22 protein-coding genes are annotated in these 21098 nt (G+C 59.5%); 15 read left to right on the top strand and 7 right to left on the bottom strand.

The genetic code is table 11. From position 1 onward, the window contains the following. Positions 1–75 precede the first annotated feature (75 nt). Positions 76–1170, top strand: a complete 1095-nt coding sequence (gene zapE / locus BM026_RS15190) for a cell division protein ZapE (protein WP_071491119.1) — start codon at positions 76–78, stop codon at positions 1168–1170. Positions 1171–1232: 62 nt separating this feature from the next. Here zapE and BM026_RS15185 read toward each other — a convergent pair whose 3' ends face one another. Both BM026_RS15185 and BM026_RS15180 read right to left on the bottom strand, forming a co-directional pair. Further along, positions 1233–1493: a hypothetical protein gene (locus BM026_RS15185; RefSeq protein WP_092240710.1), complete on the bottom strand. Its 261-nt coding sequence runs from the start codon at positions 1491–1493 to the stop codon at positions 1233–1235. A 250-nt stretch (positions 1494–1743) separates the two neighbouring features. After that, positions 1744–2664: a GlxA family transcriptional regulator gene (locus BM026_RS15180; protein WP_175507950.1), complete on the bottom strand. Its 921-nt coding sequence runs from the start codon at positions 2662–2664 to the stop codon at positions 1744–1746. A 220-nt stretch (positions 2665–2884) separates the two neighbouring features. On the opposite strand from BM026_RS15180, the gene BM026_RS15175 reads away from it, so the two are divergent. Continuing rightward, positions 2885–4021, top strand: a complete 1137-nt coding sequence (locus tag BM026_RS15175) for an acyl-CoA dehydrogenase family protein (protein ID WP_093512495.1) — start codon at positions 2885–2887, stop codon at positions 4019–4021. 113 nt (positions 4022–4134) lie between these two features. On the opposite strand, the gene BM026_RS15170 is transcribed toward BM026_RS15175, so the two are convergent. Then, the gene (locus BM026_RS15170; protein ID WP_058423021.1) at positions 4135–5175 is read right to left on the bottom strand and encodes an NADP(H)-dependent aldo-keto reductase; all 1041 of its coding nucleotides are present in this window, start codon (positions 5173–5175) and stop codon (positions 4135–4137) included. A gap of 248 nt (positions 5176–5423) precedes the next feature. On the opposite strand from BM026_RS15170, the gene rplM reads away from it, so the two are divergent. The 8 genes from rplM to BM026_RS15130 all read left to right on the top strand — a co-directional run bounded on the left by rplM (position 5424) and on the right by BM026_RS15130 (position 11218). Continuing rightward, entirely contained in the window at positions 5424–5852 is a 429-nt protein-coding gene (gene rplM, locus BM026_RS15165) for a 50S ribosomal protein L13 (RefSeq protein ID WP_003188508.1), read from the top strand. Between the two features lie 14 nt (positions 5853–5866). Then, positions 5867–6259 carry a 30S ribosomal protein S9 gene (gene rpsI, locus BM026_RS15160; protein WP_002555064.1) on the top strand — a complete coding sequence of 131 codons (393 nt, stop codon included), beginning with the start codon at positions 5867–5869 and terminating at the stop codon, positions 6257–6259. A gap of 266 nt (positions 6260–6525) precedes the next feature. Beyond that, complete coding sequence (gene petA, locus BM026_RS15155; protein ID WP_016976232.1) at positions 6526–7119, top strand: ubiquinol-cytochrome c reductase iron-sulfur subunit; 594 nt, start codon at positions 6526–6528, stop codon at positions 7117–7119. After that, positions 7119–8330 (top strand): cytochrome b, encoded by a 1212-nt coding sequence (locus tag BM026_RS15150; RefSeq protein WP_016971568.1) that lies wholly within the window; start codon positions 7119–7121, stop codon positions 8328–8330. Before petA ends, BM026_RS15150 begins: the two co-directional genes overlap by 1 nt. Beyond that, a complete protein-coding gene (locus tag BM026_RS15145) occupies positions 8330–9109 on the top strand; it encodes a cytochrome c1 (protein ID WP_071491123.1) in 780 nt (259 codons plus the stop codon). The genes BM026_RS15150 and BM026_RS15145 overlap by 1 nt, the downstream gene beginning before the upstream one ends. A 149-nt stretch (positions 9110–9258) precedes the next feature. Further along, on the top strand, positions 9259–9876 hold the full coding sequence (locus tag BM026_RS15140) for a glutathione S-transferase N-terminal domain-containing protein (RefSeq protein ID WP_049710008.1): 618 nt from the start codon (positions 9259–9261) through the stop codon (positions 9874–9876). A 17-nt stretch (positions 9877–9893) separates the two neighbouring features. After that, positions 9894–10313, top strand: a complete 420-nt coding sequence (locus BM026_RS15135; protein ID WP_071491124.1) for a ClpXP protease specificity-enhancing factor — start codon at positions 9894–9896, stop codon at positions 10311–10313. Between the two features lie 158 nt (positions 10314–10471). Further along, positions 10472–11218: a FadR/GntR family transcriptional regulator gene (locus BM026_RS15130; RefSeq protein ID WP_093119864.1), complete on the top strand. Its 747-nt coding sequence runs from the start codon at positions 10472–10474 to the stop codon at positions 11216–11218. On the opposite strand, the gene BM026_RS15125 is transcribed toward BM026_RS15130, so the two are convergent. Then, positions 11219–11455: a hypothetical protein gene (locus BM026_RS15125; RefSeq protein ID WP_093119861.1), complete on the bottom strand. Its 237-nt coding sequence runs from the start codon at positions 11453–11455 to the stop codon at positions 11219–11221. Between the two features lie 163 nt (positions 11456–11618). Beyond that, positions 11619–12773: a phospholipase gene (locus tag BM026_RS15120; protein ID WP_093512493.1), complete on the bottom strand. Its 1155-nt coding sequence runs from the start codon at positions 12771–12773 to the stop codon at positions 11619–11621. A 234-nt stretch (positions 12774–13007) separates the two neighbouring features. On the opposite strand from BM026_RS15120, the gene kdgD reads away from it, so the two are divergent. The 5 genes from kdgD to BM026_RS15095 all read left to right on the top strand — a co-directional run bounded on the left by kdgD (position 13008) and on the right by BM026_RS15095 (position 19552). Then, positions 13008–13919: a 5-dehydro-4-deoxyglucarate dehydratase gene (kdgD, locus tag BM026_RS15115; RefSeq protein WP_092240718.1), complete on the top strand. Its 912-nt coding sequence runs from the start codon at positions 13008–13010 to the stop codon at positions 13917–13919. 54 nt (positions 13920–13973) lie between these two features. Next, a complete protein-coding gene (locus BM026_RS15110; RefSeq protein WP_093529200.1) occupies positions 13974–15419 on the top strand; it encodes an aldehyde dehydrogenase family protein in 1446 nt (481 codons plus the stop codon). Positions 15420–15517: 98 nt separating this feature from the next. Further along, a complete protein-coding gene (locus BM026_RS15105; protein ID WP_093529197.1) occupies positions 15518–16882 on the top strand; it encodes an MFS transporter in 1365 nt (454 codons plus the stop codon). 11 nt (positions 16883–16893) lie between these two features. Then, positions 16894–18447 carry a galactarate dehydratase gene (gene garD, locus BM026_RS15100; protein WP_093119852.1) on the top strand — a complete coding sequence of 518 codons (1554 nt, stop codon included), beginning with the start codon at positions 16894–16896 and terminating at the stop codon, positions 18445–18447. Between the two features lie 163 nt (positions 18448–18610). Continuing rightward, complete coding sequence (locus tag BM026_RS15095) at positions 18611–19552, top strand: AEC family transporter (protein ID WP_092240722.1); 942 nt, start codon at positions 18611–18613, stop codon at positions 19550–19552. Between the two features lie 107 nt (positions 19553–19659). On the opposite strand, the gene BM026_RS15090 is transcribed toward BM026_RS15095, so the two are convergent. Together BM026_RS15090 and BM026_RS15085 are read right to left on the bottom strand one after the other, a co-directional pair. Further along, positions 19660–20043 carry a carboxymuconolactone decarboxylase family protein gene (locus BM026_RS15090; RefSeq protein ID WP_092240723.1) on the bottom strand — a complete coding sequence of 128 codons (384 nt, stop codon included), beginning with the start codon at positions 20041–20043 and terminating at the stop codon, positions 19660–19662. Then, positions 20040–21086: a calcium/sodium antiporter gene (locus BM026_RS15085; RefSeq protein WP_093529194.1), complete on the bottom strand. Its 1047-nt coding sequence runs from the start codon at positions 21084–21086 to the stop codon at positions 20040–20042. Before BM026_RS15085 ends, BM026_RS15090 begins: the two co-directional genes overlap by 4 nt. Between the last annotated feature and the right edge of the window lie 12 nt (positions 21087–21098).

Raw genomic sequence — 21098 nt, 5'->3', positions numbered from 1 at the left:
ACCAAGGGTTGATTGCCATTATCCAGGGCCGTCGTTACAGTGACGGCCCGTTTTTGTTGCCTTGCTAACGAAATTATGACGCCCCTAGAACGATATCAAGCTGATCTGAAACGCCCTGAATTCTTCCATGACGCGGCCCAGGAAACGGCGGTGCGTCATCTGCAGCGCCTGTACGATGACCTGCTCGCGGCCTCGCAAAGCAAGCCAGGGATGTTCAGCAAGCTGTTTGGCAAGAAAGACCACACGCCGGTCAAGGGCCTGTACTTCTGGGGGGGCGTGGGCCGGGGCAAGACCTACCTGGTGGACACCTTTTTCGAAGCGCTGCCGTTCAAGGAAAAGGTCCGGACGCACTTTCACCGCTTCATGAAGCGCGTGCACGAAGAGATGAAGACCCTGCCGGGCGAGAAAAACCCGCTGACCATCATCGCCAAGCGTTTCTCCGAAGAAGCGCGGGTGATCTGCTTCGATGAGTTCTTCGTCTCCGACATCACCGACGCCATGATCCTCGGCACCCTGATGGAAGAGCTGTTCAAGAACGGCGTGACCCTGGTCGCCACCTCGAACATCGTGCCCGACGGTTTGTACAAGGACGGCCTGCAACGCGCACGCTTCCTGCCGGCCATTGCGTTGATCAAGCAGCATACCGAGATCGTCAATGTCGACAGCGGCGTCGACTACCGTCTGCGTCACCTGGAGCAAGCGGAGCTGTTCCACTTCCCGCTCAATGAGGCGGCCCACGAAAGCCTGAAAAAGAGCTTCCGTGCCCTTACGCCGGAATGCACCCAGGCGGTGGAAAACGACAAGCTGGTGATCGAGAACCGCGAAATCATCGCGCTGCGCACCTGCGACGACGTGGCCTGGTTCGAGTTCCGCCAACTGTGCGACGGCCCGCGCAGCCAGAACGACTACATCGAACTGGGCAAGATCTTCCACGCGGTGATCCTGAGCGGCGTGGAGCAGATGAGCGTTACCACCGACGACATCGCGCGACGTTTCATCAACATGGTCGACGAGTTCTACGACCGTAACGTGAAGCTGATCATCTCGGCGGAAGTTGAGTTGAAGGACCTGTACACCGGCGGTCGCCTAAACTTCGAATTTCAGCGCACCCTGAGCCGCTTGCTGGAAATGCAGTCCCATGAGTTCCTGTCGCGTGGGCACAAGCCGTAACTTGACGTAACGCCTATAAAAGGTCCGCAGCGATTGCGGTCCTTTTATAGTTTGGGCGCTGGTTAATAAGTGATCTGGTCTGTGCTGGGTGGTGCCGGTTCTATGAGGAGCATTTCGCCCTTTTTTAACTCGTAGAGCGCGCCGTCCGGACCCTTGAATATTACTTTTAACTCCAGCTCCGGATATTTCTCCTCCTTGTTCTTTTTCTCATCCATTTGTGGATTCAACTGATCGGTCAGATTTTCGTTGAATTGACTTGCGTCTAACTTATTTGGTTGTACAGCTGGGTTGAACGATTGAGCGTTGCTGCCTATGGATGACATGATTGAGTCTCCGTCCTGATTTCAAGTAAGTCGGTTTGGAAAAAGCCCTTTGTGCATTCGGACCGTAGCTCGGCAGAAATCAACGGCTTCGACCTCGTTTAAAATGGCAGGCGCCCAAGGCGCAACCTAGCGACTTCATCTTATTCGTCAGTAGGAATTGGGTGAGGGGCTTGTAGGCGGGCATAGGGTTCTCAATTCGACCCTGCACCATTGCGGTGTACAGGGTCGTTTGCTTCGTCAAGCGGCGAACCTACGCCGCTTGCTGAAACTGCTGGCGATACTGGTTCGGCGACAACTCCGTGTGCTGCCTGAACAGCCGTGCAAAGAAACTCGCATCGTCGTAACCCACCTCATAACTGATGGTCTTGATGCTCTTGCGGCTGCCCGAGAGCAGGCCCTTTGCCGTCTCGATACGCAGCCGTTGCAGGTAGTGCAGCGGCTTGTCGCCGGTGGCGGTCTGGAAGCGGCGCATGAAGTTGCGGATGCTCATGCCGTGTTCCCGGGCCACGTCTTCGAAGCGGAATTTGTCGGCGAAGTGTTCTTCGAGCCAGTGCTGGATCTGCAGGATGATTACGTCCTGATGCAGCTTCTGTCCGCCAAACCCGATACGTCCCGGCGAATAGCTGCGCTGTACTTCATAGAGGATGTCGCGGGCCACGGCCTGGGCGATGTTGGCGCCACAGAAGCGTTCGATCAGGTAGATGTAGAGGTCGCATGCCGAGGTGGTGCCGCCGGCGCAATACAGGTTGTCGGCGTCAGTGAGGTGCTTGTCCTGGTTGAGCTGGACCTTGGGGAAACGTTCGCTGAACGCATTGAAGAAACGCCAGTAGGTGGTCGCTTCCTTGCCATCGAGCAGGCCGGCTTCGGCCAGCCAGAATACCCCGGTGGCTTCGCCGCACAACACAGCACCGCGTGCATGCTGTTCGCGCAGCCACGGCAGCACTTGCGGGTAGCGGGCGCACAAGGTGTCGAAGTCATCCCAGAAGGCCGGCAGCACGATGATGTCGGCGTCTTCGAGGCCGCCGTCCACCGGCATGATCACATCACTGAAACTGCACACCGATTGCCCATCGGGGCTGACCAGGCGTGTTTCAAACCCTGGCGTCAGGCCCAGGCCTTGTTGCTTGCCGTAACGCAGGCTGGCGAGGTGGAAGAAATCCTTGGCTTGCATGAGGGTGGAAGCGAATACCCGATCAATGGCCAAAATGCTGACGCGCCGCAAGGGCGTGGAGATTTGGTTAGACATAATTTCATTTATTCTTATAGGGGAAAGTGGTCACCAGACGGCTGGATCGTCTTATTTTTTGTCGCATGTGTCCAGTGTCCCGTGCTGCCTTCGCGGCATAGTCTCTGTGGGCTCGCTCTTGTCCGACAATCCATGCAGGTGACCCATGATTCCCAGAACCTTGTTCAGCCCGGAACACGAACTCTTCCGCGAGAGCGTGCGCACCTTCCTCGAAAAGGACGCCGCGCCGTTCCATGGGCAATGGGAGAAACAGGGCTACATCGACCGCAATTTGTGGAGCAGGGCGGGGGAGGCGGGCATGCTCTGCTCTCACCTGCCGGAAGAATATGGCGGGCTGGGCGCGGACTTTTTATACAGCGCGGTGGTGATCGAAGAGATCAGCCGGCTGGGCCTGACCGGCATCGGCTTTTCCCTGCATTCGGACATTGTGGCGCCTTATATCCTGCATTACGGCAGTGAAGCGCTGAAACACAAATACCTGCCCAAGTTGATCTCCGGCGAGCTGGTCACGGCGATTGCCATGACCGAGCCGGGCGCCGGTTCCGACTTGCAAGGCGTGAAGACCACGGCGGTGCTGGACGGCGATGAATACGTGATCAACGGCTCCAAGACCTTCATTACCAATGGCTACCTGGCCGAGTTGGTCATCGTGGTCGCCAAGACCGATCCCAAGGCCGGCGCCAAGGGCACCAGCCTGTTCCTGGTGGAAGCCGACACGCCAGGCTTCGACAAGGGCAAGCGCCTGGAGAAGGTGGGCATGAAGGCCCAGGACACCTCGGAGCTGTTCTTCCAGGATGTGCGGGTGCCCAAGGAAAACCTGCTCGGCCAGGCCGGCATGGGCTTCGCCTATCTGATGCAGGAGCTGCCTCAGGAACGGTTGACCGTGGCGATTGGCGCTTTGTCGTCAGCCGAGGCGGCGTTGGAGTGGACCCTGGCGTACACCCGTGAACGCCAGGCGTTCGGTAAGGCGATTGCCGATTTCCAGAACACCCGCTTCAAGCTGGCGGAGATGGCGACCGAGATTCAGATTGGCCGTGTGTTTGTCGACAAGTGCATGGCGTTGCACCTGGAAGGCAAGCTGGATGTGCCCACGGCGGCGATGGCCAAGTACTGGGCTACCGACCTGCAATGCAAGGTGCTCGATGAGTGCGTGCAGTTGCACGGAGGCTACGGCTTCATGTGGGAATACCCGATTGCCCGGGCCTGGGCGGATGCGCGGGTGCAGCGGATTTATGCGGGGACCAATGAGATCATGAAGGAGATCATTGCGCGGGCGCTTTGATTGGGCGGTTCTGCTGATGGCCAAATCGGGGGCAAGCCCCCTCCCACACTTGAATGTATTCACAGATCAAAATGTGGGAGGGGGCTTGCCCCCGATAGCGGTCTTAAGATCAATCAAGGCGCTGGGTTCGGGTGATCCTTCTGAATCGCCTCAATCCCTTCCAATACCTCTTTCGACAGTTTCAGATCCGCACTGGCAATGTTGCTGTCCAGTTGCTCCAGGCTTGTCGCGCCAATGATGTTGCTGGTCACGAACGGTTGCTGCGTCACAAACGCCAGCGCCATCTGCGCCGGGTCCAGCCCATGCTCCCGCGCCAGTGCAACGTAGCGGCTGCATGCCGCTTCCGACTGCGGGTTGAAGTAACGGCTGAAGCGGCTGTATTCCGTCAGTCGCGCTTTCGCTGGGCGGGCGCCATTCTCATATTTGCCGCTGAGCATGCCGAACGCCAGGGGCGAATACGCCAGCAGGCCGCATTGCTCGCGAATCGCGACTTCCGCCAGGCCCACTTCAAAGCTGCGGTTGAGCAGGTTGTAGGGGTTCTGGATCGACACCGCACGCGGCCAGCCACGGGCTTCGGCCAGGGCGAGGAACTTCATGGTGCCCCACGGCGTTTCGTTGGACAGGCCGATGTGGCGGATCTTGCCGGCCTTCACCTGCTCATCCAGCGCTTCGAGGGTTTCTTCCAGCGGGGTGAGGTTGTCTTCGTCCTTGTGCTTGTAGCTCAGTTGGCCGAAGAAGTTGGTACTGCGTTCCGGCCAGTGCAGTTGGTAGAGGTCGATCCAGTCGGTCTGCAGGCGCTTGAGGCTGGCGTCCAGGGCTTCGACGATGTGCTTGCGGTTGTGGCGCAGGTGACCATCGCGGATGTAATCGATGGTGTTGCCGGGGCCAGCGATCTTGCTGGCGAGGATCCAGTCGGCACGGTCGCCACGGCTCTTGAAGTAATTACCGATGTAGCGTTCGGTGGTGGCATAGGTGTCGGCCTTGGGCGGCACCGGGTACATTTCAGCGGTGTCGAGGAAGTTGATCCCCGCGCCCTTGGCCCGCTCGATCTGCGCGAAGGCCTCTGCCTCGCTGTTCTGCTCGCCCCAGGTCATGGTGCCCAGGGCTATCGCGCTCACGTTCAGATCCGTACGGCCCAGCTGTCGATAATCCATCGGGTACTCCTTCAGGGAAAACAATCATAAAAGCAGGTTGAATTTTTTTTCGCAATCTGCATAATTGCCCACCTCTTTCTGCAGTGGAAGTGATGCGCCGCCTGCCGAAGAATCTTGCCGTTGAACGGACGCGCCGACCCGAGCCCCCGATAGCGTCTGTATCCGGCTGCCTTTGACTTGTCAAAGTACGCACTATTCAGTAAGATCCGCCGTCTAATTTACAGGGCGGCCCCTGAGGCTATTAAAGAATGACAACTTTTACTGCAAAACCGGAAACAGTTCAGCGCGACTGGTTTGTCGTCGACGCCGCTGGTCAGACCCTGGGTCGTCTGGCCACTGAAGTCGCCAGCCGTCTGCGTGGCAAGCACAAGCCTGAGTACACCCCTCACGTTGACACCGGTGACTACATCGTGATCATCAACGCTGAGCAGGTTCGTGTAACCGGCAACAAAGCAAGCGACAAAATGTACTACCGTCACTCCGGTTTCCCAGGCGGTATCAAGTCTTCCAACTTCGAAGGCCTGATTGCCAAGAAGCCTGAAGCCCCGATCGAAATCGCGGTCAAAGGCATGCTGCCTAAGGGCCCACTGGGTCGCGATATGTTTCGCAAGCTGAAAGTCTATGCGGGCGCTGTACACCCTCATGCTGCTCAGCAGCCCCAAGAACTGAAGTTTTAACGGAATAGTTCATTATGTCGGCGACTCAAAATTACGGCACTGGCCGTCGCAAAACCGCAACCGCTCGCGTTTTCCTGCGTCCGGGTACTGGTAACATCTCGATCAACAACCGCTCCCTGGACAACTTCTTCGGCCGCGAAACTGCCCGCATGGTAGTTCGTCAGCCGCTGGAACTGACCGAGACCGTTGAAAAGTTCGACATCTACGTCACCGTTATCGGTGGCGGTGTAAGTGGTCAAGCTGGCGCAATCCGCCACGGTATCACTCGCGCTCTGATGCAGTACGACGAAACCCTGCGTGGCGCCCTGCGCAAAGCTGGCTTCGTGACTCGCGATGCTCGTGAAGTTGAACGTAAGAAAGTCGGTCTGCGTAAAGCGCGTAAGCGTCCGCAGTACTCGAAGCGTTAATCCGCTTTACGTTCCACAAAAACGCCCAGCCTCCTCACGGAGCTGGGCGTTTTTTATTGCCTGCGATTTATGCAGAAAAATCGCCGTGACAACTTGCCACATCCGTAGACCCCCTATACTACAAGGCCTGGAGGCGGAGCCCCGGGCAATTCCCTTGTCAGACGTGGGGCTTTTCATTACCATTCGGCAAAATTTTTATAAGTAAAGATTCAACACTTAGTAGACGCCTGATTTAACAGGCCAAAAAGCTGATGGGAGAGGACTGAATGAGCAATGACGGCGTGAATGCAGGCCGGCGTCGCTTCTTGGTAGCAGCCACATCCGTGGTGGGTGCTGCAGGAGCGGTGGGGGCTGCGGTCCCGTTCGTGGGGTCATGGTTTCCCAGTGCCAAGGCGAAAGCCGCAGGTGCACCGGTGAAGGTGAATATCAGCAAGATCGAGCCAGGTCAGCAGATGATTGCTGAGTGGCGCGGCCAGCCGGTGTTCATTGTTCGTCGTACCGAGGAAATCCTGGGGAATCTCAAGAAGATCGAAGGCCAGTTGTCTGACCCCAAATCCGAGAAGTCCGACCAGCCCGCCTACGCCAAAAACGAAGTGCGTTCGATCAAGCCAGAGATCCTGCTGCTGGTCGGTCTGTGTACCCACCTGGGTTGTTCGCCAACCTTCCGCCCGGAAGTGGCCCCTGTCGACCTGGGCAAGGATTGGGTCGGCGGTTATTTCTGCCCCTGCCACGGCTCCCACTACGACCTCGCTGGCCGCGTCTACAAATCCCAGCCTGCTCCCCTGAACCTGCCGGTTCCTCCGCACACCTACGAAACTGACGACCTCATTGTCATTGGCCTCGATAAGGAGAACGCGTGATGAGCAAGTTCATGGATTGGGTGGATGCGCGCTTCCCCGCCACTAAAATGTGGGAAGACCACCTCAGCAAATATTACGCGCCGAAAAACTTCAACTTCTTCTATTTCTTCGGCTCCCTGGCCCTGCTGGTGCTGGTCAACCAGATCGTCACCGGTGTGTGGCTGACGATGAGCTACACGCCGTCGGCGGAAGAGGCGTTCGCCTCGGTCGAGTACATCATGCGTGACGTCGAGTACGGCTCGATCCTGCGTCTGCTGCACTCCACCGGCGCGTCGGCATTCTTTATCGTCGTCTACCTGCACATGTTCCGTGGCCTGCTCTACGGCTCGTACCAGAAGCCGCGTGAGCTGGTATGGGTGTTCGGCATGCTGATCTACCTCGCGTTGATGGCCGAAGCCTTCATGGGTTACCTGTTGCCGTGGGGTCAGATGTCGTATTGGGGCGCCCAGGTAATCATCTCGCTGTTCGGTGCGATCCCGGTGATCGGCAACGACCTGACCCAGTGGATCCGGGGCGATTACCTGATCTCCGGCATTACCCTGAACCGCTTCTTCGCCCTGCACGTTGTGGCCCTGCCGATCGTGATCCTGGGCCTGGTGGTGCTGCACATCCTGGCGTTGCACGAGGTCGGCTCCAACAACCCGGATGGCGTGGACATCAAGAAGCACAAGGACGAAAACGGCGTGCCGCTGGATGGCATTCCGTTCCACCCTTACTACACCGTGAAAGACATTGTCGGTGTGGTGGTGTTCCTGTTCGTGTTCTGCTCGATCGTGTTCTTTTTCCCGGAGATGGGCGGTTATTTCCTGGAGAAGCCTAACTTCGAACAGGCCAACGCCTTCAAGACGCCCGAGCACATTGCTCCGGTCTGGTACTTCACGCCGTTCTACGCGATCTTGCGCGCGATCCCCGACAAACTCATGGGCGTGATCGCCATGGGCGCGGCCATCGCGGTGCTGTTCGTGTTGCCTTGGCTCGACCGTAGCCCGGTCAAGTCCATGCGCTACAAGGGCTGGCTGAGCAAGATCTGGCTGTGGGTGTTCTGCATTGCCTTCGTCATCCTGGGTGTTCTCGGCGTATTGGCGCCAACCCCTGAGCGTACGTTGCTGTCGCAGGTCTGCACCTTCCTGTACTTCGCCTACTTCATTCTGATGCCGTTCTACACCCGGCTCGAGAAGACCAAACCGGTTCCGGAAAGGGTGACTGGCTGATGAAAAAGTTATTCGTTGCTTTGATGCTTGCGGCGCTGCCGCTCCTGTCCTTCGCCGCCGAGCACGGTGGCCCGGCGCTGGAAAAAGTCGATATCGACGTGTCTGACAAGGCCGCCATGCAAGACGGCGCGCGTACGTTCGCCAACTACTGCATGGGCTGCCACAGCGCCAAGTTCCAGCGTTACGAGCGGGTGGCCGATGACCTCGGTATCCCCCATGAAATGATGCTGGAGAAACTGGTGTTCACCGGCGCCAAGATCGGCGACCACATGACCATCGGCATGAAGCCCGCCGACGCCAAGACCTGGTTCGGCGCGGCACCGCCCGACCTGACCCTGGTGGCACGTGTACGCGGCACCGACTGGCTCTACGGCTACCTGAAATCCTTCTACGAAGACCCGGCGCGTCCTTATGGCGTGAACAACCGTGTGTTCCCGAACGTCGGCATGCCTAACGTTCTGGTCGGCCTGCAAGGCAAGCAAGTGGTAGGATGCAAGCAGATTCAGGTCGTTGAAGACGGCAAGAAGCAATACGATCCGTTGACCGGCACACCTTTGACCCATGAAGCGTGCGATCAACTGAAGATAGAAACCCCAGGTTCGTTGACAGACGAGCAGTTCGACGAGAAGGTCAAGAACCTTGTGACCTTCCTGGCCTACTCGGCCAACCCGGTCAAACTGCAGCATCAGCGCATCGGTACCTATGTGTTGCTGTACCTGGCGTTCTTCTTCGTATTCGCCTATCTGCTCAAACGCGAATACTGGAAGGATGTGCATTGATCCAACCGTAAGCAATTGCTGTTAATCTTGCGCGCCCAGCGGCATCTCTGAATACGTAGCGGTCTGGTTGTTCCAGGCGTTACAGAGATGCTCTCTGGGCGCGCTCGTTTTTGAGCTTTCGATAATTTCAACAAGCGAGGAGGACCGCCATGGGCGTGACCAACCGGTTGGCCTGTTACTCCGACCCCGCCGACCACTATTCCCACCGAGTACGCATCGTGCTCGCAGAGAAGGGTGTCAGCGCCGAGATCATCAGTGTGGAAGCAGGTCGTCATCCACCCAAACTGATCGAAGTGAACCCCTACGGCAGCTTGCCCACCCTGGTCGATCGTGACCTGGCGTTGTGGGAGTCGACCGTCGTGATGGAATACCTGGATGAGCGTTACCCGCATCCACCCTTGCTGCCGGTGTACCCGGTGGCGCGTGCCAACAGCCGCCTGCTGATCCACCGGATCCAGCGTGACTGGTGCGGGCTGGTGGATTTGATTCTGGATACCCGCAGCAAAGAGGCGGCACGTGTACAGGCGCGTAAGGAATTGCGCGAAAGCCTGACCGGCGTTTCGCCGCTGTTCGCCGATAAGCCTTTTTTCCTCAGTGAGGAACAAAGTTTGGTGGATTGCTGCCTATTACCGATACTCTGGCGTTTGCCGATTCTTGGTATTGAACTGCCGCGGCCAGCCAAGCCGCTGCTTGATTACATGGAGCGCCAGTTTGCGCGTGAGGCTTTCCAGGCGAGTCTGTCTGGTGTCGAACGCGATATGCGCTAAGGCTTAAGGAGCCGCTGATGAACTCCAGTCGACCCTACCTGGTCCGCGCGCTCTATGAGTGGATTGTGGACAACGATTGCACCCCGCACATGCTGGTCAATTCCGAATTTCCTGCGGTTCAGGTACCGCAGGGTTTTGCCAGCGACGGGCAGATTGTGCTGAACGTATCACCCAGTGCCGTGCGCCACCTGCACATGGACAACGAAGCGGTCAGCTTCGAAGGGCGTTTCGGCGGCGTGCCGCATACGCTGTACGTGCCGATTGGCGCCATCCTCGGCATCTATGCCCGGGAGAATGGTCAAGGCATGGTGTTCGATCTGGAGTCGCCTTTCGAGGACGACGAATCGATCGAAAGCGAACAGGGCGATGATCAACCGCCACCGGATTCCGAGCCACCGCGTCCCAGCGGCCGGCCGAGCCTGAAAGTGGTGAAATAAACGGCGTTCCCCTCGGGGTTTGTCGAAAAAATGCCTCGACCTGTGTCGGGGCATTTTTTTGCGTGAAGGATGTGGATGAAAGTCGCGCCCGGACGGTGATCGTACAACCACCATGGGCTATGATGCGTGCTCAAGTTCACCGAGAAAGATGATTCATCATGGAAAACGCCAACACCGCCCCTCGTCTTCCCCGCAAGCGCCGCAGCCTTGCCCAGGAATTGGTCACGGTGTTGTCCGAGCAGATCCGCGATGGCCAGCTCAAGCGGGGTGACAAGTTGCCCACCGAGTCGGCGATCATGGAGGCCCATGGGGTCAGCCGCACGGTGGTGCGGGAGGCTATCTCACGTCTGCAGGCGGCGGGGCAGGTGGAAACCCGTCATGGTATCGGCACCTTTGTGCTGGACACGCCGAGCCCGAGCGGCTTTCGCATCGACCCGGCCACTGTGGTGACATTGCGTGATGTGCTGGCAATTCTGGAATTGCGGATCAGCCTGGAAGTGGAATCCGCTGGCCTGGCCGCTTTGCGCCGCAGCGATGAACAATTGGCCGCCATGCGCGCGGCGCTTGATGCCCTGAATGAAAGCGCGGCCCACGCAGGCGACGCGGTGGCCTCCGACTTTGCCTTCCACCTGGAAATTGCGCTGTCCACCGGCAACCGCTACTTCACCGACATCATGACGCACCTGGGCACCAGCATCATTCCACGTACCCGCCTGAATTCGGCGCGCCTGGCCCATGATGACCAGCAGCACTACATGAGCCGTTTGAGCCGCGAACACGAAGAGATCTATGAGGCGATTGCCCGCCAGGATTCGGATGCGGCGCGGGCGGCGATGCGCTTGCACCTGACCAACAGTCGCGAACGGCTGCGCCATGCCCATGAAGAGGCAGAACGGGCAGGTTGATCAAGCCGCCGGTGGGCGAATGGTCGTTGGCGGAACAGTGGCCAGGGCATCGAGCACGATAATGCTGTCTCCGCCCCCCTCAGCCATGAAAATGTATTTGGCTGTTATAACCACCCACAAGTCCGCCAGCTTGAAATAGACAAAATCGCCTACCTGAGCCTCCCTTTCCAGCTCGAAATAATTGGGTTTGTTGGCGCGACCTGAGGATGTTGATCGGATATGGCAGTAGATACGCATATGAACCTCATGGCGTGAGGGAGATAAAAACGTTAAATGCACGAGCAAGCGGGTTGCATTAAAAAGCCCCAAGAATCCACCCTGGGGCTCTTGAGGCTATTTATGAGTTTTTGCCGACTTGGGCGTAACTGTCAGAAATCACAGTTGCGACAGGCGGCGGTGATCAAGCTGGCGTGTTGGGCTTATAGTCCTTAAGCAACAAATACGTACTCCACCCCCACCAATCATTCGTCCAGTGCTTGTCGTTCAAGTCATTCACATCCTTGCGGCGCAGCACCTTGTCTCCCTCCATCTTGAACAGCGGCGAAAAGTTGTTCGCCGGGTTCTGTGCCGCATTCAGGTCGGGCACATACAGCGGTGCCTTGAAGTTGGCCGGGGAGGGTGCGGCACCACTGATAAACGTCTCGAAGATCTCATCGGCTGAGGCTTGCACCGCACGTTTGACCTGCAGCCGGTTGTCCGCATCGATATCATCGAAGTAGCGTTTATCCCCGTACGCGTGCCATTGATCGCCCAGGGCATTGCGCACTTTCAGCCCGAATTTGCTGTCTTCATCGTGCATGAAGCGGCTGATCAGCGAACCAAGTTCACCGGGTGTCACCACCGCTGCCAATTGTTTGCGCGGTACACGCAAGTGGCCTGCGGAGAACAGATCGGTCAAAAAATGATCGGCAAAACTGTTCATTGCATAGGCCAGTTCCAGCGCCTGGTCGGTTCCGGTCTGGTGGGCCACGACGGCTTGTTGCAACGCCGCCGTATGCCCTGCCAGGTACGCGGACAGCGCCCATTCGCCGAAGTGATCGGCATTGTCCGCCGCCAACTTCAAATAGCGCCCCAGTGGAATCAGCGCCGACACCGCACTGCCACCGCCGGTGATGCGGTTCCATTCTTCAGACAAGGTATCACCCAAGGCGTCGTAGGCTTCATGGGCTTGCTTGCCATCCTTGATCGCCTGTTTGACCGCGTTGATCTCCTTTTGCATCACCGCGAGGATCTTGTGCGCTTCTTCCCGTGAAGCGGGCAGCACGGCGAGCGTGTTGAAAGCAGCGGTAAAGCGTTGCACGCGTTCGGCCGGGGAGGTGCCATCGCTGATGGGTTGGCCGGGGATGCCATAAAAGTCGCCGCCCAAGGCAATGACCTGGCCGTAAGTCAACGCCAGCCCGTTGGGCAGGTGCAACTCGACTTGGCGGGCGGGAATTGCCGGGGCGTCCTTGGCGAAGCGCAGCAAGGTGTCGTCGCCGATGGCGGTGTGTTCACCCCCTTCGAAACGCAGGACAGGTGGTTTCTTTTCGGATACTGCGAGATCAAGACCTGACATGTTAGCTCCTTGCTATGTCGTAGGAATCTTCCGTAATTACTGTATACATATACAGTTGTTGCGAGCATAGAGGAAAAACTTCCTACGTCAAGACGGCGCTCTTCAACCCCTCGTTGAATGAAGTCTGATCAATTGCAGTTGACGAATCTTTTTATAGTTGTACGATGACGTACGACATCACCAAAACCAACAACAACCTTTCGATAGAAAGTCTTCGCCCAGGGTGTTCGAATAATGAATCCACAAGAACTGAAGTCCATCCTCTCCCACGGTCTGCTGTCTTTCCCGGTGACCGATTTCAACGCCCAGGGTGACTTCCACCAGGCGGGCTACATCAAGCGCCTGGAATGGCTCGCCCCTTACGGCGCCACTGCCTTGTTCGCTGCCGGCGGCACCGGTGAGTTTTTCTCCCTCGCCGCCAGCGAATATTCCCAGGTGGTGAAAACCGCCGTTGATACCTGCGCCACCAGCGTGCCGATCCTCGCCGGCGTCGGCGGTTCGACCCGCCAGGCCATCGAGTACGCTCAGGAAGCCGAACGCCTCGGTGCCAAGGGCCTGCTGCTGCTGCCGCACTACCTCACCGAAGCCAGCCAGGACGGCGTTGCCGCCCACGTTGAAGCGGTGTGCAAGTCGGTCAAGATCGGCGTGGTGGTCTACAACCGCAACGTGTGCCGCCTGACTGCGCCGCTGCTGGAACGCCTGGCCGAGCGCTGCCCGAACCTGATCGGCTACAAGGATGGCCTGGGTGACATCGAGTTGATGGTGTCGATCCGCCGTCGCCTGGGTGACCGTTTCAGCTACCTCGGCGGCCTGCCGACGGCAGAGGTTTACGCCGCTGCCTACAAGGCCCTGGGCGTGCCGGTGTACTCCTCGGCGGTGTTCAACTTCATCCCGAAAACCGCGATGGATTTCTACCACGCGATTGCCAAGGACGATCACGCCACCGTCGCCAGGATCATCGACGACTTCTTCCTGCCGTACCTGGATATCCGTAACCGCAAGGCCGGTTACGCGGTAAGCATCGTTAAGGCAGGTGCAAAAATCGCCGGCTACGACGCAGGCCCGGTGCGCACGCCGCTGACCGACTTGCTGCCGGAAGAATACGAAGCCCTGGCCGCGCTGATCGACAAGCAAGGCGCGCAATAACCTATCTACAAGGCCGCTGAGTAATCAGCGGCCTTTTGCGTCAGGAGAAGATTTGTGTCCCAAGCCCAACGTTTCGATAACTACATCAATGGCCAGTGGGTGGCCGGTGCCGACTATTGCGTCAACCTCAACCCGTCGGAGTTGTCCGATGTCATTGGCGAATATGCCAAGGCGGATGTCGCTCAGGTCAACACTGCCATTGATGCCGCCCGTGCCGCATTCCCAGCCTGGTCTACGTCCGGGATCCAGGCGCGTCACGATGCCTTGGATAAAGTCGGCAGCGAGATCCTCGCCCGCCGCGAAGAGCTCGGCACCCTGCTGGCCCGTGAAGAGGGCAAGACCCTGCCCGAAGCCATCGGCGAAGTGACCCGCGCCGGCAACATCTTCAAATTCTTCGCCGGCGAATGCCTGCGCCTGTCCGGCGACTACGTGCCGTCGGTACGCCCAGGCGTCAACGTTGAAGTCACCCGTGAAGCCCTGGGGGTGGTCGGCCTGATCACGCCGTGGAACTTCCCGATCGCCATCCCCGCGTGGAAGATCGCCCCGGCCCTGGCCTACGGTAACTGCGTGGTGATCAAGCCCGCCGAGTTGGTGCCGGGCTGTGCCTGGGCCCTGGCCGAAATCATTTCCCGTGCCGGTTTCCCCGCCGGTGTATTCAACCTGGTGATGGGCAGCGGTCGCGTGGTGGGCGATGTGCTGGTCAACAGCCCGAAGGTCGATGGCATCAGTTTCACCGGTTCTGTGGGGGTTGGGCGCCAGATCGCCGTCAGTTGCGTCTCGCGCCAGGCCAAAGTGCAGTTGGAGATGGGCGGCAAAAATCCGCAGATCATCCTCGACGACGCCGACCTCAGGCAGGCCGTCGAGCTGTCGGTACAGAGCGCGTTCTACTCCACCGGCCAGCGTTGCACCGCTTCCAGCCGCCTGATCGTGACCGCCGGCATCCACGACCAGTTCGTCGCGGCCATGGCGGAGCGCATGAAGTCGATCAAGGTCGGCCATGCACTCAAGAGCGGCACGGACATCGGCCCGGTGGTGTCCCAGGCCCAGTTGGACCAGGACCTCAAGTACATCGACATCGGCCAGAGCGAAGGTGCACGGCTGGTGAGCGGTGGCGGCCTGGTGACCTGCGACACCGAAGGCTACTACCTGGCACCGACGCTGTTTGCCGACAGCGAAGCTGCGATGCGCATCAGCCGTGAAGAGATCTTCGGCCCGGTGGCCAACGTGGTGCGCGTGGCGGACTACGAAGCGGCGCTGGCCATGGCCAACGACACCGAGTTCGGGCTGTCGGCGGGCATTGCCACCACCTCGCTCAAATACGCCAACCACTTCAAGCGCCATTCCCAGGCCGGGATGGTGATGGTCAACCTGCCGACTGCCGGTGTGGATTACCACGTTCCTTTCGGTGGCCGTAAGGGCTCATCCTATGGTTCGCGTGAGCAAGGTCGCTATGCGCAAGAGTTCTACACCGTGGTGAAGACCAGTTACATCGGTTCGTAAGACGCATCACCTTGTGGGAGCCGGATGCCTGCCGGCTCCCACACTAAAAACAGAAAACCATTACCCGCAAAAAAAATAATTAGTGGGAGTACTTCTACATGCAAGCGACCAAGCCGACCCACGTCCGCTATTTGATCCTGCTCATGCTGTTCCTGGTGACCACGATCAACTACGCCGACCGGGCCACCATCGCCATCGCGGGTTCCAGCCTGCAAAAAGACCTCGGCATCGACGCGGTCACCCTCGGTTATATCTTCTCTGCATTCGGTTGGGCCTACGTAGCCGGGCAAATCCCCGGTGGCTGGCTGCTGGACCGGTTCGGCTCGAAAAAAGTCTATGCCCTGAGCATCTTCACCTGGTCCCTGTTCACCGTGCTGCAAGGCTATGTCGGTGAATTCGGGGTCTCCACCGCCGTGGTTGCGCTGTTCATGCTGCGCTTCATGGTGGGCCTGGCCGAAGCGCCGTCCTTTCCCGGCAACGCTCGGATTGTGGCCGCCTGGTTCCCTACCGCCGAGCGCGGTACGGCATCGGCGATTTTCAACTCGGCGCAATACTTTGCCACCGTGCTGTTTGCGCCGCTGATGGGCTGGATTGTCTACCGCTTCGGCTGGCAGCACGTGTTTATCGTGATGGGCGTGATCGGCATCATTTTCTCGCTGATCTGGCTGAAAGTGATCCACAGCCCGCGCCAGCACCCGATGATCAACGAAGCCGAGTTCAACCATATCGCGGCCAACGGCGCCATGGTCGATATGGACCAGGACAAAGGCAAGGGCAAGAAAACCGACGGGCCGAAGTGGGATTACATCCGCCAGTTGCTGACCAACCGCATGATGCTCGGCGTCTACCTGGGCCAGTACTGCATCAACGGCATCACCTATTTCTTCCTCACCTGGTTCCCGGTGTACCTGGTGCAGGACCGGGGCATGACCATCCTCAAGGCCGGTTTCATCGCCTCGTTGCCGGCAATCTGCGGGTTTATCGGTGGCGTGCTCGGTGGGGTAATTTCCGATTACCTGCTGCGCAAGGGCCATTCCCTGACCTTCGCGCGCAAGGCGCCAATCATTGGTGGCCTGCTGATCTCCAGCAGCATCGTGGCGTGCAACTACGTGGATATCGAATGGATGGTGGTCGGCTTCATGGCCTTGGCCTTCTTCGGCAAGGGCGTTGGCGCACTGGGTTGGGCGGTGGTGTCCGACACCTCGCCGAAACAAATCGCCGGCCTCAGTGGCGGCTTGTTCAACACCTTCGGTAACCTCGCGTCGATCACCACGCCGATTGTCATCGGCTACATCATCAGCACCACCGGTTCGTTCAAATGGGCCCTGGTGTTCGTCGGCGCCAACGCACTGGTAGCGGTGTTCAGCTATCTGGTCATCGTTGGGCCGATCAAGCGTGTAGTACTCAAAGAGCCGCCCACCAAGGGGCCTGAGTTGAGCCACCTAACCGAAGCGCATTCCTGAGGGGCGATGTAATGCAGTTGATTGAACATGCCGACTCGCCGCGCTCGATTCGTTTGCACGAGCGCGACAACGTGGTGATCGTGGTCAATGACCAGGGCGTCCCGGCCGGGACCGAGTTCCCGGACGGCCTGGTGACCGTGGATTTCATCCCCCAGAGCCACAAAGTGACCCTGGAAGATATCCCCGAAGGTGGCCAGATCATTCGCTACGGCCAGACCATCGGTTATGCGCTGGCGCCGATTCCACGCGGCAGCTGGGTGCAGGAAGATCAACTGCGCATGCCCACCGCGCCGCCGCTGGACAGCTTGCCGCTGTCCACCGAGGTGCCTGAAACCCAGGCGCCACTGGAGGGCTTTACCTTCGAGGGGTATCGTAACGCCGACGGCACCGTGGGTACGCGCAATATTCTCGGCATCACCACCACGGTGCAGTGCGTCACGGGCGTGCTGGACCATGCGGTCAAGCGCATCAAGGATGAATTGCTGCCCAGGTACCCGCATGTCGATGACGTGGTGGCGCTGACCCACAGCTACGGCTGTGGCGTGGCGATTACCGCGACGGACGCCTACATCCCGATCCGCACCGTGCGCAATCTGGCGCGCAACCCGAACCTGGGGGGCGAGGCCCTGGTGATCAGCCTGGGCTGCGAGAAATTGCAGGCCGGGCAGGTGATGCACGACAACGACAGCTCGGTGGACCTGAGTGAGCCCTGGCTGTATCGCCTGCAGGACTCCAGCCACGGGTTTACCGAGATGATCGAGCAGATCATGGAGCTGGCGGAGGTGCGCTTGAAGAAGCTTGACCAGCGCCGTCGCGAAACGGTGCCGGCGTCCGAGCTGATCCTGGGCATGCAGTGCGGCGGCAGTGATGCGTTCTCTGGCATCACCGCCAACCCGGCGCTGGGCTATGCCTCGGACTTGCTGCTGCGGGCCGGGGCGACGGTGATGTTTTCCGAGGTCACTGAAGTACGGGATGCCATCTACTTGCTGACTTCGCGTGCAGAGACGAAGGAAGTTGCCCAGGAGCTGGTCCGGGAAATGGATTGGTACGACCGTTACCTGGCCAAGGGCGAGGCGGATCGCAGTGCCAACACCACGCCGGGCAACAAGAAGGGCGGGTTGTCGAACATCGTCGAGAAGTCCCTGGGTTCCATCGTCAAGTCCGGCAGCAGCGCGATCAACGGTGTGCTTGGTCCGGGTGAGCGTTTCAAGGGCAAGGGCCTGATCTTTTGCGCAACGCCGGCCAGTGACTTTGTGTGTGGCACCTTGCAACTGGCGGCGGGGATGAACCTGCACGTATTCACCACCGGGCGTGGCACGCCGTACGGCCTGGCGATGGCGCCGGTGGTGAAGGTGTCGACGCGTACTGAGCTGGCGCAGCGCTGGCCGGACCTGATCGATATCGACGCCGGGCGCATTGCCACCGGGCGTGCGACTATCGAGGAGCTGGGCTGGGAGCTGTTTCACTTCTACCTGGATGTGGCCAGCGGCAAGAAGCAGACATGGGCGGAACACCACAAGCTGCATAACGACATCACCTTGTTCAACCCGGCGCCCATTACCTGAGACCGAGTCGCCTGCATCGGGGGCAAGCCCCCTCCCACATTTTGAACGGTGAGCACCGTCAGAGGTGGGAGGGGGCTTGCCCCGATAGCGGTAGACCAGACGAAGCGGCCTACACTGGCTTATCATTAGCCACCTAACGACGCTCACCAAGGTTCTCCCCGGCATGCTGGCAATTTTCCTCTCCACCCTCACCATCACCGCGCCGGTGTTTGCCATGCTGTTCCTCGGTGTGCTGCTCAAGCGCATCAACTGGATCAACGACAACTTCATCCACACGGCCTCGTCCCTGGTGTTCAACGTCACCATGCCGGCGCTGCTGTTCCTCGGCATCCTGCATGCCGACCTGCATTCGGCACTCAAGCCGGGCTTGCTGATCTATTTTGCCGTCGCCACCTTGCTCAGCTTTGCCCTGGCCTGGGGCTGGGCGATCTTTCGTTGCCCGCGTGAAGACCGGGGCATCTACACCCAGGGGGCGTTTCGCGGTAATAACGGCGTGATTGGCCTGGCGCTGGCCGCCAGCATGTACGGTGACTACGGCATCTCCCTCGGCGCGATCCTCGCAGCGCTGGTGATCCTGTTCTACAACACGCTGTCGACCATCGTGCTGGCGGTGTACAGCCCGGTGATCAAGTCCGACCCGTGGAGCATCTGCAAGAGTGTACTGGCCAATCCGTTGATCATCAGCGTGATCGCGGCGGCGCCGTTCGCCTATTTCCAGATCGGCCTGCCCGGTTGGCTGGAAAAATCCATGCAGTACCTGGCGGACACTACCTTGCCGCTGGCATTGATCTGCATCGGCGGCACCTTGTCACTGGCGGCGTTGCGCAAGAGCGGCAACATGGCATTGAGCGCAAGCCTGATGAAGATGGTCTGGCTGCCGGTGGTCGCCACCCTGGGCGCCTGGCTGCTGGGCTTTCGCGGGCCGGAGTTGGGGATTCTGTTCCTGTACTTCGGCGCACCGACCGCCGCGGCGAGCTTTGTGATGGCCAGGGCGGCGGAGGGTAACCATGAACTGGCGGCAGCGATTATCGTGATCACCACCTTGATGGCGGCGGTGACCACGAATATCGGGATCTTTGTGTTGCAGGCGGGTGGTTGGATCTGAACGCTCGGGTGCCTGTGAGGGCCAATCGGGGGCAAGCCCCCTCCCACATTGGACGGGAGAGCACAGTCAAAGTGGGAGGGGGCTTGCCCCCGATAGCTATCTGACCGTCACTGCTGATCGGTCTGATACGCGTCGATCACTTCCTGGGCGGCACGGAACGCATCAATCGCCGCCGGCACACCGGCATACACCGCACAATGCAGCAGCGCTTCGCGAATCTCTTCCACGGTACAACCGTTGTTCAGTGCGCCGCGCACGTGGCCCTTCAATTCCTGCGGGCACTTGAGCGCGGTCAGGGCGGCGAGGGTGATCAGGCTGCGGGTCTTCAGCGGCAACCCTTCGCGGTTCCATACGCTGCCCCAGGCATGTTCGTTGACGAAATCCTGCAACGGCTGGCTGAACTCGGTGGCATTGCCCAGGGCGCGGTCGACGAACGCATCGCCCATGACCTGGCGGCGCATTTGTACCCCGGGCTTCTTCTGATCGGTCATTGCGGTTCCCTCTTGTGTTGGCGGCGCCAGGCTTGCAGTGTGCTGAACAACAGGAAAGCCACCAGCACTGGCAGGACGTAATACAGCATCAGTTGTTCAAGCTTGTTGGCCAGGGGCATGCCCGTGGTGAACGCCATCACGTGCAGCCCGTACGCCAGATACAGGCCCAGCAGCACCAGGCCTTCGGCGCGGGTCACGCGGTAACCGGTGTAGAACACCGGCAGGCACAGCACCACCACGCCGAGCATCACCGGCAGGTCGAAATCCAGGGCATTGGGCGACACCGACAGCGGAGACGGGGCGAGCAGGGCAGTCAGGCCCAACACGCCGAGCAGGTTGAACAGGTTGCTGCCGATCACGTTACCCACGGCAATGTCCCGTTCGCCGCGCAAGGCGGCGATCAGCGACGTCGCCAGGCAGGGCAGGGAGGTGCCGACACCGATCAGGGTCAGCCCGATCACACGTTCCGACAGGCCCAGGTCGCTCGCCACATCCACCGCCGCGCCCAACAGCAAATGCCCGGCCAGCACCAGGATCAGAAAACCACCGATCATCAGCAGCACGCTGCTCAGCCAGGGTGCCCTGGCCACCGTGTCCAGAGTGCGCGGGCGGCGGGAGTGGCGCGTCTGGTAGTGCAATACGCCGAGGTAAGCGAGCAGGGCAACAAGCAGCACCAGGCCGTCGATGGGCGTGAGTTCTTCGTTGGCCGCCAGGGTGAACACCAGCAGCCCGGCCAGGATCATCACGGGGATGTCCAGGCGCACCAACTGGCGTGAGACCCGCAGCGGAATAATCAGCGCCGACAGGCCCAGGGTCACCAGGATGTTGAAGACGCTGCTGCCGATCACGCTGCCCACGGCGATATCGGTATTGCCGGCCAGGGTGGCTTGCAGGCTGACGGTCATTTGCGGTGCGCTGCTGCCGAAGGCGACGATGGTCAGGCCGATGATCAGTGGCCGCACCTTGAGGCTGGCGGCCAGGCGCACGGCGGCACGCACCAGGATTTCGGCACCGAGGATCAGCAGCACCAGGCCGCTGACCAATTCCAGCAGGCT

Source organism: Pseudomonas sp. NFPP24 (genome assembly GCF_900112095.1).
Lineage (GTDB): Bacteria > Pseudomonadota > Gammaproteobacteria > Pseudomonadales > Pseudomonadaceae > Aquipseudomonas > Aquipseudomonas extremorientalis.
Note: the sequence above shows the minus strand (reverse complement) of the source record. Positions and strands in the feature narration are given on the sequence as shown.

Excerpts from the sequence above, each read along its gene's own strand:
- zapE (WP_071491119.1), top strand. The coding sequence starts at position 76 with ATGACGCCCCTAGAACGATATCAAGCTGATCTGAAACGCCCTGAATTC.
- BM026_RS15185 (WP_092240710.1), bottom strand. The coding sequence starts at position 1,493 with ATGTCATCCATAGGCAGCAACGCTCAATCGTTCAACCCAGCTGTACAA.
- BM026_RS15180 (WP_175507950.1), bottom strand. The coding sequence starts at position 2,664 with ATGCAAGCCAAGGATTTCTTCCACCTCGCCAGCCTGCGTTACGGCAAG.
- BM026_RS15175 (WP_093512495.1), top strand. The coding sequence starts at position 2,885 with ATGATTCCCAGAACCTTGTTCAGCCCGGAACACGAACTCTTCCGCGAG.
- BM026_RS15170 (WP_058423021.1), bottom strand. The coding sequence starts at position 5,175 with ATGGATTATCGACAGCTGGGCCGTACGGATCTGAACGTGAGCGCGATA.
- rplM (WP_003188508.1), top strand. The coding sequence starts at position 5,424 with ATGACAACTTTTACTGCAAAACCGGAAACAGTTCAGCGCGACTGGTTT.
- rpsI (WP_002555064.1), top strand. The coding sequence starts at position 5,867 with ATGTCGGCGACTCAAAATTACGGCACTGGCCGTCGCAAAACCGCAACC.
- petA (WP_016976232.1), top strand. The coding sequence starts at position 6,526 with ATGAGCAATGACGGCGTGAATGCAGGCCGGCGTCGCTTCTTGGTAGCA.
- BM026_RS15150 (WP_016971568.1), top strand. The coding sequence starts at position 7,119 with ATGAGCAAGTTCATGGATTGGGTGGATGCGCGCTTCCCCGCCACTAAA.
- BM026_RS15145 (WP_071491123.1), top strand. The coding sequence starts at position 8,330 with ATGAAAAAGTTATTCGTTGCTTTGATGCTTGCGGCGCTGCCGCTCCTG.
- BM026_RS15140 (WP_049710008.1), top strand. The coding sequence starts at position 9,259 with ATGGGCGTGACCAACCGGTTGGCCTGTTACTCCGACCCCGCCGACCAC.
- BM026_RS15135 (WP_071491124.1), top strand. The coding sequence starts at position 9,894 with ATGAACTCCAGTCGACCCTACCTGGTCCGCGCGCTCTATGAGTGGATT.
- BM026_RS15130 (WP_093119864.1), top strand. The coding sequence starts at position 10,472 with ATGGAAAACGCCAACACCGCCCCTCGTCTTCCCCGCAAGCGCCGCAGC.
- BM026_RS15125 (WP_093119861.1), bottom strand. The coding sequence starts at position 11,455 with ATGCGTATCTACTGCCATATCCGATCAACATCCTCAGGTCGCGCCAAC.
- BM026_RS15120 (WP_093512493.1), bottom strand. The coding sequence starts at position 12,773 with ATGTCAGGTCTTGATCTCGCAGTATCCGAAAAGAAACCACCTGTCCTG.
- kdgD (WP_092240718.1), top strand. The coding sequence starts at position 13,008 with ATGAATCCACAAGAACTGAAGTCCATCCTCTCCCACGGTCTGCTGTCT.
- BM026_RS15105 (WP_093529197.1), top strand. The coding sequence starts at position 15,518 with ATGCAAGCGACCAAGCCGACCCACGTCCGCTATTTGATCCTGCTCATG.
- garD (WP_093119852.1), top strand. The coding sequence starts at position 16,894 with ATGCAGTTGATTGAACATGCCGACTCGCCGCGCTCGATTCGTTTGCAC.
- BM026_RS15095 (WP_092240722.1), top strand. The coding sequence starts at position 18,611 with ATGCTGGCAATTTTCCTCTCCACCCTCACCATCACCGCGCCGGTGTTT.
- BM026_RS15090 (WP_092240723.1), bottom strand. The coding sequence starts at position 20,043 with ATGACCGATCAGAAGAAGCCCGGGGTACAAATGCGCCGCCAGGTCATG.